The organism is Methanospirillum sp. (genome assembly GCF_035406105.1).
Lineage (GTDB): Archaea > Halobacteriota > Methanomicrobia > Methanomicrobiales > Methanospirillaceae > Methanospirillum.
Genome location: NZ_DAONKG010000100.1, coordinates 1 through 8,818 on the forward strand (window position 1 = coordinate 1; position 8,818 = coordinate 8,818).

Sequence of the window (8,818 nt, forward strand, 5' to 3'; positions counted from 1 at the left end):
GGTGGTCATGTAATCACGGACCCTCATTTTTTCCATACGAATCTACTTACCCTTTGCAGGTATGAATCCATCGTTTCTGCCAGAGGGATGTGCCTGAATGCATGACCAGTCAATTACGAGTTGTATCCTTTATCTTCCGGCAGGGATTACGTAATAGGAATGAAAGGATTCCGCCACCAGCCTTCAGAAAAAAAAGAAGAGAAAAACTGGACGAAAATTGGAATCGTCGCAATCTGTGTTCTGATGGCTGTCTTTATGGTTGTATCAATGTTCGGTATGTCATGGCTGAACATCTTCACGCAGGCAAAGCCGGGGAACACCGCACTCGTTGATTTTACTTTCCGTGACGCGCAGGACCGTCCGGTTGTAACCAGTGTCCTTTCTGTCATCACCAAGGCACAGGACCCGAAGGTCATGACCTTTAAGGCCAACCCGCTCCCGGTCAGGGTCAATGTCTCATCCGGTGAGGACCTTATCCCGATTCAGGTGGTAAATCCGTATAATGAATACGGCGTCATGGAGTTCGGTCTCTTCGGGCCGGAGGTTGATATGATAAGCAACTCAATCGCCGGTATGGGTGTCGGGGAATCGAAGGTTCTGACCTATCCATATGCCGGACAGATGTCACGGAAGATGAGCATTGAGCAGTTTGTCAACATCACCGGAGAGAGTTACGCGAATGTCCAGAAAGGAGATCAGGTCCCGTTAGCCTTTATCGACCAGCCGCAGATCCCTCTGGACAATACAACGCCGACGTCATACCTCAGGACCGCAACCGTTGTTGACCGGGATGCATCAAATATCACATTAAATTATGGATATCCAACAGTTGAGATTACCCTGACCAAACTGACCACATCATAAACCGGTTATAACCGGTAGGCATATATCCGCTTAATGCGGTTTGCCACTTCATACTTCCCCTTTCTTCTTTGAATCATTCCATTTCTGAGACAGATATGATCAATTCGGGCCCGGATTCGGTCAATTGATACAATCTCGTCAATAGTAAACCGTTCATCCCCCTCACATGCGACATACAGGGGTATTGTCTTTTTCCCGTCATGCACTGATATCCGTACGATCACCTCATCGATGGCCCGTGACCAGATCGTGTCAATCTCTTCAGCAGCAGCTTTTGTAACCCGCTTATCCCCAACTTCGAGGGACATGATCTCAACACCAGCCACCTCGCCATCATCACGCTCGGCAACGATATGATCACCAACGCTGACGATCTCTCCTTTCATCAGTTCAGCCCGTCCGACATAGGATTCAGCCTCCCTGCTCACGATTGTCTTGACATAGATCGGTTCGGGCTCAGGAGGCAGAGGCCTTCGGGATGTCAGACCGCACACGGTGCAGCGGATGATGAGATCGCGTGCTTCACTCAAAACCTCCTGTTCTGTCTCTTCCTTACAGGTGGCACAATACGCATCTATCAGATCCATTGATAACACATGGAAGAGAGTGTGTAAATACATGGTCAGGGAGGAAGAGTATCTCACAGCCTGCGGACATCCGAATATAACGGCAAACCATCGCACAACATTTGAGATAACAAAAGAACACGAGCTTTCCCTGGCTGGCAGCTGCATTATCGCAGTGGGTTCAGACAAGGGAGCGCTTGATCTCAGCCGCCGGTTTCGTGATATACTGCAGCATCCGGGGTCCCGGCTTATCACCACACTCACCTGCGGCCCGTATATGGTGCAGATATCGTCTCAGGGAGATCCCGGCCTATCCCTTACTCATCCGACAGATCTGGTCTGGCGACGATCAGCATACACCTGTAATCGGACGATAGGAGTTTTTTCTGATCATACAGCCCGTGATCTGCCACGTGAGATGATTCATCTGCTTGCCAGAGGGGCAGAGCTGGAGGTTGTGCTGGTTGCTGAATATACTGACGGGGGTTCTGGATTTTCTCCTTAGTACTGGTAAAAAGTCAATAATTTGGAATGATATATAAATATCCTCACAACAAACCTGTAATAGTAATACAAGATGGAGGATTCATCACATGGATAAAATGGGACTTGGAATGTTAATTGTCGGCATCCTACTCGTTATTGGTGGTGCCTATGGTATATGGTATTTCCTTCCTGATGTCATCAATGTCGTCAAGGGTGCAATTGGGATTGTTGCATTGCTCATTGGTATTATGCTTGCCGGTATCGGATTTATTCTCGTCAAGGATTAAAATCACTATGAAAGCAGGGATCTCTCTGCACAATATTCTCTTTTAAATACGTTTGATGACGTGTATCTCTACCGGAATCTCATGCCGGTCCTTTGTATGAAACCAGAATGTCCGGGGAATGGTAAGACCGGCCAGTACTGAAGCGGTAATAACACCTCTTCCCGCGATATATTCGGAAATGAATGGGCCGGACCCAGCATTAAAGATACCATAGATGACATCCGCTTTTATAAGAGCCATATCGAGAAACGGCCGATCGGCATGTTCGGTCTGTGCTCCGAAGGGAGGATTCATAAGGACGGTGTCGCACTCAGGAATGAGTTCCCCTGCCTCATTATCGGTAATATCTGTCCTGATAAACCTGATGCTGCACCCAAGATCACGGGCGTTTGCTTCAGCGATCCTGATGGCCTCAACATCATCCTCAATCGCGACGACCTCAGCTCCAAGGAGTGCTGCTCCAATCGCAAGAATGCCAGTTCCGGTTCCAAGGTCCAGTACTCTGTGGCCGGTAATATCACCTGCAAGCATTGCCATATGGATAAGCCGTGCAGCAAGGGGTGCAGGTGTCTGATACTGTTCCCGTTCTGCTGAAGGATTGTCAAAGCCTGAAACCCGCTCGAGCAGCATCTCAAGTTGCCTGAGTTTCATACGATCTCGTCCACTCGGTAATGTTCAAAATCCCGTACACCACAGACTATCTCAAACTCTATCGGTGTCAGAATCGGAACAGAAAATCTGACCTGGTCATCATAAGCAAGACGGGGACAGGCGGTATTTACATAGCAGGGAAATCCAAGGTTGAGCAACTGATCAGGAGTAACCTCCCTGAGCATGATCTTGTATGCCTTGTCTGAGAGCCTGCACAGGTGATCGGCAAGTGCAGATCTGCACTGTCCGGTCTTTGATGAGACGATAATCCCATAGGATTCTGCACTCTGTGCCTTCTGAATCAGACCGAACCGCACCCGCAGTAACCGGTCCGCATCCGGTTCCTCTATCCTGCCGGTAATGGGATCGCATGCAAACACACGGGCACCGGTTGCAAGTTTTATTCCGGTGGGATGAAAGAGTCCGGTCCCAAGAAATATGATCTCTTCTGCTTGTGTTTTTCTTGCCGCATCAAATGAGCACCCAAGGACCTGGCCATTGCAGGGCGTGCGTGGTGATGGGGAGGCAATGACCGGCTCAATCCCGGCATGGCGCAGGATTTCTGCCGCATCAGAAAGAAGATGAATATGCTGGACTGTTGTGACCAGTCCAACTTTTTTTCCGGCCAGTCTTGGTATTACCTGTGAAATCACTGAGAGATCCCCGTCAACCGGCCAGAGTTCATAGAGTACCCCTTTGGTCTCATCAACCGGGGTATGACCGATATGAACAAGAACATCTGCCATATCCCTGGCACGGAGATCAAGGTCACAGGCGCCATAACAGGGATCACCACTGATGATAACCTCATATCCAAGGTTCCGGAGTTCTCCTGCCAGCCGGGGAAGGTATCGTTTTAATCCTTCCGGAGCCTGAAGTGCGATTGTGCGGCACTTCTGATCGATGAGCCGCTGGTGAAGGTCAGGCAGACTGATCAACGATTCTCACCGTGTCGGTCACTTCAATAGCGACCAGATAGGAATAGGGGAGCTTTAAGATTGGCTTTCCTTTCTTGATCACAAAAGCGATGTCAACTATCTCTGCACCAATACTCTCCAGTGCTTCGATAATACCGTTCATGGTTCCGCCGGTGCTGATAACATCATCAACGATGACGATCCGATCACCTTTGGAAATTCCGTTGATATACATCTCGCCCTTTGAATACCCGGTGACCTGACAGACATCACACTCACCTGGAAGACCGTATCTTCGTTTTCTGATGATGTTGACCGGAATATCCGTCATGAGGGAGATGGCCGTTGCAATGGGAATACCCATCGCTTCGGCGGTGACGATATACTTGACATCAGTAAGATTGAGCCGTCTGATCATACCGACAGCAATCTCACGAAGAAGACCTGGATCGATATCAGGGATGCCATCGGTGATCGGATGAACAAAATAATTATATTCACCTTTTTTTACAATCGGGCAGGTAACAAGTGAATCAGCTAATATGGGATACATATGATTCTCCAAAATCTGACAGGAAGGCTTCTACTACATCTCGGGTAACATGCGGCATACAGACGATCCGAAGGTCGCCCTTTCTGGTATAAGAGACGGTCCAGGGAGCAGGTACACTGACATGATCGAAGGTTGCAACATTCACATCAGGCGTTACTTTCCGGTTGACGCCAAATGCTTCCATACCCTCGATCACCCGTCTTGTATTTTCCATGCAGCCGGTAACGAGTGCTTTCATCCCTTTTCGCCCAAGGTATGCCATAACTGCATATGCTGCAGCAACTGATGCACCAGGTCGTGTTCCGGTCAGGCTGTAGGCCTGTTTTGTGGTAAGGTACGGGGTCTCTACAAGGAGATTACAAAAGACATGCTCATCCCGTACCATGAGAACACCTGAAGGGATGGTGCTCATTCCCATCTTGTGTGGATCGACGGATATTGAACCGACACCAGGGACTGAGAAGTCAAAAGGAGGGGCATGATCAAGGAATGGCAGTACATACCCGCCAAAGGCGGCATCCACGTGAAGATGAATCCCCTCCTGTTCTGCAATCTTTCCAAGCGCAGGAATAGGGTCGGTCATGCCATATTCGGTGGTCCCGGCAACACCAACAATACAGCAGGTATTTGAGTCAATCAGTTCTCCGGCTGCATCGGTCACCATCCGGTACTGGTCATCAACCGGGGCAATCCGCATCTCAATATCCATCATCCCGCATGCTTTCTCAAATGAAAAGTGAGCAGAAGCAGGAACAATGATATTTGGCTCTTTTACCTGTTTTGTCTTTTTACAAAACCTGAGCACCTGGATGTTTGATTCTGTCCCGCCTGATGTTGTGCAGCCACCAGCTGACGGCTCATGGTAGAGTTCTGCAAACCATCGGATCAGCCGGTCTTCCAGGTCTGCGGTCCCCGGAAAAAGCCCGGGATCACCAAGATTCGTCTCCATGAACAGATTATGTGCCTCTACGGCAACCGGATGCGGTGTTGTGCACATGGACGAGAGGATATGCGAATAGGAAAAATCCTCCTTTCGTTTTGCCTTTAAAAAACAGAAAAGTTCGTCGGCTGAGAGGCCTTCAGCATCCATAAGGTCTTCTCGCCGCATCAAGGATGATCCGCTGCTCGGTCCGTGCAACTGTCTCGCGGATCTTGGCAATTGCATCAATATTGGATGAGACACTGGTTATGCCGTGTTCGACGAGCCAGGTAACCATGTCAGGTTCGCTTCCTGCCTGACCACAGATGGAGATCTCAACCCCGCCTTTTCTGCAGGCCTGGATGGCCTGATCAATGAGAGCAAGGACTGCCGGATGCTTTGGCCAGTACATGTCAGTGACGTTCTCATTGTTGCGGTCGATGGCAATGGTGTACTGGATTAGGTCATTGGTTCCAAAAGAGGCAAATTTGATTCCTGCCCTGATAAAGTCCTCAACAAGAACCGCACTTGCCGGAATCTCGATCATGATACCAAGATCAACATGCTCGACATCAACCCCTGCCTGCCTGAAGAGTTCTTTTGCTTGGATGAACTCACGGGGGTGGGAGACCATCGGGAACATGATACCAAGGTTATCATACCCAAGATCCCAGAGCCGTTTGAATGCATCAATCTGAAGTCTGAACTGGGCAGGGCTCTGAAGATCACGCCTGATTCCGCGCCACCCCAGCATCGGGTTGTGCTCGATCGGTTCGTTCTCCCCGCCCTGCATATTCCTGAACTCATCCGTGGGTGCATCGAGAGTTCTGACCCATACTGGCTTTCCGGGGAAGGCGTCAAGCACAACCTTAATGCCGTTCATCAGTTCGGTAATGAACTCCTCTTCCCGGTGATTCTGGATATACCAGTTTGGCGTTTTATTCAGACCCAGGATAAGGTGTTCAATCCGAAGAAGACCGACACCATCAGCACCGGTAGCTGCTGCACGTTGTGCAGCCTCAGGCATGGATACATTGACCTTGACTGATGTTGCGGTGATGATCTTTGCCGGTGCTGCGATCGCCTGGTCATGGGTTGTCATGGCCTTCGGAGTCTCCTGCGCTATCACACCATCATAGATAAGGCCCTTCTCCCCATCGACGGTGATCATCTGGCCGTCTTTTAAGATCTGGGTTGCCTTCCGGGTCCCTACTACGGCTGGTGTTCCGAGCTCACGGGAGACGATAGCTGCATGACAGGTCATTCCTCCCTCATCGGTCACAATGGCTGCAACCTTTCTCATTGCCGGCACCATGTCAGGATTGGTCATTCTGGTGACCATAATGTCACCTTCCTTTACCTTTCCGATATCCCTGACATCTTCGATGATGATCACCTGGCCGCTTGCAATACCTGGTGATGCACCCTGTCCCTGAAGGATGACTGTTTCAGCAGTTCCGGCCTTTTCTTCTTTTTTCATCCCTGTTGCACCCTTGATTGTGGTAATAGGCCTGGACTGGAGAATATATATTTTGTCTCCAACAATAGCCCACTCCATATCCTGAGGCACCCCATAATGCTCCTCTGATACAATACCATAGGTTGCAAGTCGTTTCACTTCATCATCAGAGAGAATCTGCTGTTCCTGACGTGCTTTTTCGACATTCCGTGTGATAGTCCCATATGTGCCATCAGGAACAATCTCAATCAATTTGGGTGAGACAAGCCGGTCTGTCGTCCGCTCAAGCCGGCGATCATAGACATAATTGTCCGGGGACACGGCTCCTGATACAACAGCCTCACCAAGCCCCCAGGATCCTTCTATGATGGTCAGTGGCTCGCCGGTCACCGGATGAGAGGTAAACATGACCCCTGCCTTCTCTGATGGAATAAGCTGCTGAACAACCACAGCGATATTTACCGTGTGGTGATCAAAACCCTGTTTTGCCCGGTAGTATATGGCACGGGCACCATAAAGGGATGCCCAGCATTCATGAATTCCGTTCAGAAGGTTCTCAATCCCTCTGATGTTGAGTATTGTCTCCTGCTGCCCGGCAAAACTTGCATCAGGAAGGTCTTCTGCAGTCGCGCTTGACCGGGCGGCAACAACTTCTCCAGTCCGGGAGAGTTTTTCATATGCGATCCCTATCTCGCTCTTGAGGTCTTCGGGCATTTTTGCCTGTAGAACCAGATCCTTGGCTTTTTTTGCCGCAGATTCAAGCGCATCATTATCATCGACATTCAGTGATTCAAGGAGAGAATAGAGGGGTTTTTCAAGACCCGTCTGGACTAAAAACCGTCTGAATGCCTGACTGGTAACGACAAAAGCCGGAGGAACGGGAAGCCCTATAGAGGCCATTTCCCCAAGAGAAGCACCTTTTCCGCCAACTGATGGGATATCCTCTTTCCGGATCTCCTCAAGCCAAAGAATGTCTGGAACTCCCGTCATGAAGATTAACCTGTGACTATGTATTCCATTTGACGTGTAATAGAGTTTTTTCGAAAGCCCCCGGTTCATAGCCTGATCAGGGGGGCATATGATACATCAGATGAAATGAGAATGGATATCTATATATGTTTGAGTTTACCACCTTATAGAGCACAATCCCGCCTTAACTCAGACTGGTAGAGTGCGCGGCTGTAGACTGATTTGCCGTTTGAGGCAAGAGCGCAGCTACCGCGATGTCCCCGGTTCAAATCCGGGAGGCGGGATATGCCCAGCCCAGATAGTGTAGTGGCCTATCATGTCGGCCTGTCACGCCGACGACTCGGATTCGAATTCCGATCTGGGCGTCTGATTTTTCCGGCAATCTTCTATAGTAATCATTCCAATACCTATGAAGACAATTCCGGTGCCGTCTATGAATACGAAAATTCCTGTATTATTCAGTATCAGTCTGATGTTATTGCTCATATTCACAGCATCGGCAGATATTCTCCCAAACGGGACCAACACAACGAACAGGCAGATACCGTCAGAGACCTATCTTGAAGTCATCGGGTCGATGTCATCTCACCAGCAGTACCAGCTGGAGACGAGCAGTCATGGGGGTCATGAAGGAGGATTTCTCTATGATGGAGAGCGTGTCTCCTCAGTTGTCTACAAAAGTGATATGGCTACAAACGGAGGGTACCTTGCGCAGAGCAAGGGTCTGAAGATTGATGAGGGTCCACAGCAGAAAGGGGCATTTAATGTTGACTCAAAGATCGTCTCAACCTACCTCACTGATCCTGAGATTGGAAGTAAAATGACCTCTTCGGACTCACTTGAGATGTTCAACTCAGGCAATTATACCAAGGTCAATCGTTCGGTGAGAAACCCACTCGTTGCTGACATCATCGGTGAGTATGTCGGTGGTTTTAATAGTTATTACAAAGGGGCATCAGCGGTTGATATGACCAGCGGTCAGATAGCAACGATGGCCCGGGCCCGTTCGGTCGGCACAGACAACACCATCCCTGCCGAGCTCCGGTATCTGATCGGTATTCACCCAGATATGTCATCAGGTATACCCTATGCAGCGGGGACAGCAAGCACTGAATTTGCCATGACCAATGAGGAAGGAGCACCGGCA

At 49.5% G+C, this 8,818-nt stretch carries 10 protein-coding genes and 2 tRNA genes; 6 read left to right on the top strand and 6 right to left on the bottom strand.

From position 1 onward, the window contains the following. Positions 1 to 159 precede the first annotated feature (159 nt). A complete protein-coding gene (locus PLA23_RS07325; RefSeq protein WP_324474666.1) occupies positions 160 to 864 on the top strand; it encodes a hypothetical protein in 705 nt (234 codons plus the stop codon). A gap of 5 nt (positions 865 to 869) precedes the next feature. Here PLA23_RS07325 and PLA23_RS07330 read toward each other — a convergent pair whose 3' ends face one another. Then, positions 870 to 1,451, bottom strand: coding sequence for an HVO_0476 family zinc finger protein (locus tag PLA23_RS07330; protein WP_324331897.1), 582 nt, complete (start codon positions 1,449 to 1,451; stop codon positions 870 to 872). Positions 1,452 to 1,482: 31 nt separating this feature from the next. On the opposite strand from PLA23_RS07330, the gene PLA23_RS07335 reads away from it, so the two are divergent. Together PLA23_RS07335 and PLA23_RS07340 are read left to right on the top strand one after the other, a co-directional pair. Further along, positions 1,483 to 1,935 carry a DUF371 domain-containing protein gene (locus PLA23_RS07335; RefSeq protein WP_324474668.1) on the top strand — a complete coding sequence of 151 codons (453 nt, stop codon included), beginning with the start codon at positions 1,483 to 1,485 and terminating at the stop codon, positions 1,933 to 1,935. 88 nt (positions 1,936 to 2,023) lie between these two features. Beyond that, positions 2,024 to 2,203, top strand: a complete 180-nt coding sequence (locus tag PLA23_RS07340; RefSeq protein ID WP_324331895.1) for a hypothetical protein — start codon at positions 2,024 to 2,026, stop codon at positions 2,201 to 2,203. A 42-nt stretch (positions 2,204 to 2,245) separates the two neighbouring features. On the opposite strand, the gene PLA23_RS07345 is transcribed toward PLA23_RS07340, so the two are convergent. From PLA23_RS07345 to ppsA, 5 genes are read right to left on the bottom strand one after another with little or no spacing between them, the layout of a single operon-like run. After that, positions 2,246 to 2,854 (bottom strand): METTL5 family protein, encoded by a 609-nt coding sequence (locus tag PLA23_RS07345; RefSeq protein WP_324331894.1) that lies wholly within the window; start codon positions 2,852 to 2,854, stop codon positions 2,246 to 2,248. Beyond that, positions 2,851 to 3,792, bottom strand: coding sequence for a diphthamide biosynthesis enzyme Dph2 (gene dph2 / locus PLA23_RS07350; RefSeq protein WP_324474670.1), 942 nt, complete (start codon positions 3,790 to 3,792; stop codon positions 2,851 to 2,853). The genes PLA23_RS07345 and dph2 overlap by 4 nt, the downstream gene beginning before the upstream one ends. After that, a complete protein-coding gene (gene hpt, locus PLA23_RS07355; RefSeq protein WP_324329871.1) occupies positions 3,776 to 4,324 on the bottom strand; it encodes a hypoxanthine/guanine phosphoribosyltransferase in 549 nt (182 codons plus the stop codon). The genes dph2 and hpt overlap by 17 nt, the downstream gene beginning before the upstream one ends. Further along, positions 4,305 to 5,414, bottom strand: a complete 1,110-nt coding sequence (mfnA, locus tag PLA23_RS07360) for a tyrosine decarboxylase MfnA (protein WP_324474672.1) — start codon at positions 5,412 to 5,414, stop codon at positions 4,305 to 4,307. Before mfnA ends, hpt begins: the two co-directional genes overlap by 20 nt. Then, complete coding sequence (ppsA, locus tag PLA23_RS07365; RefSeq protein WP_324329868.1) at positions 5,404 to 7,692, bottom strand: phosphoenolpyruvate synthase; 2,289 nt, start codon at positions 7,690 to 7,692, stop codon at positions 5,404 to 5,406. The genes mfnA and ppsA overlap by 11 nt, the downstream gene beginning before the upstream one ends. A gap of 157 nt (positions 7,693 to 7,849) precedes the next feature. Between ppsA and PLA23_RS07370 the strand changes: the two genes are divergently transcribed. From PLA23_RS07370 to PLA23_RS07380, 3 genes are all read left to right on the top strand, one after another. Continuing rightward, a tRNA-Tyr gene (locus tag PLA23_RS07370) sits at positions 7,850 to 7,955 on the top strand. 8 nt (positions 7,956 to 7,963) lie between these two features. After that, positions 7,964 to 8,036: transfer RNA gene (locus PLA23_RS07375), tRNA-Asp, on the top strand. 68 nt (positions 8,037 to 8,104) lie between these two features. Then, positions 8,105 to 8,818, top strand: a 714-nt coding sequence (locus PLA23_RS07380; protein WP_324474675.1) for a hypothetical protein, incomplete at its 3' end; no start/stop codon positions are given.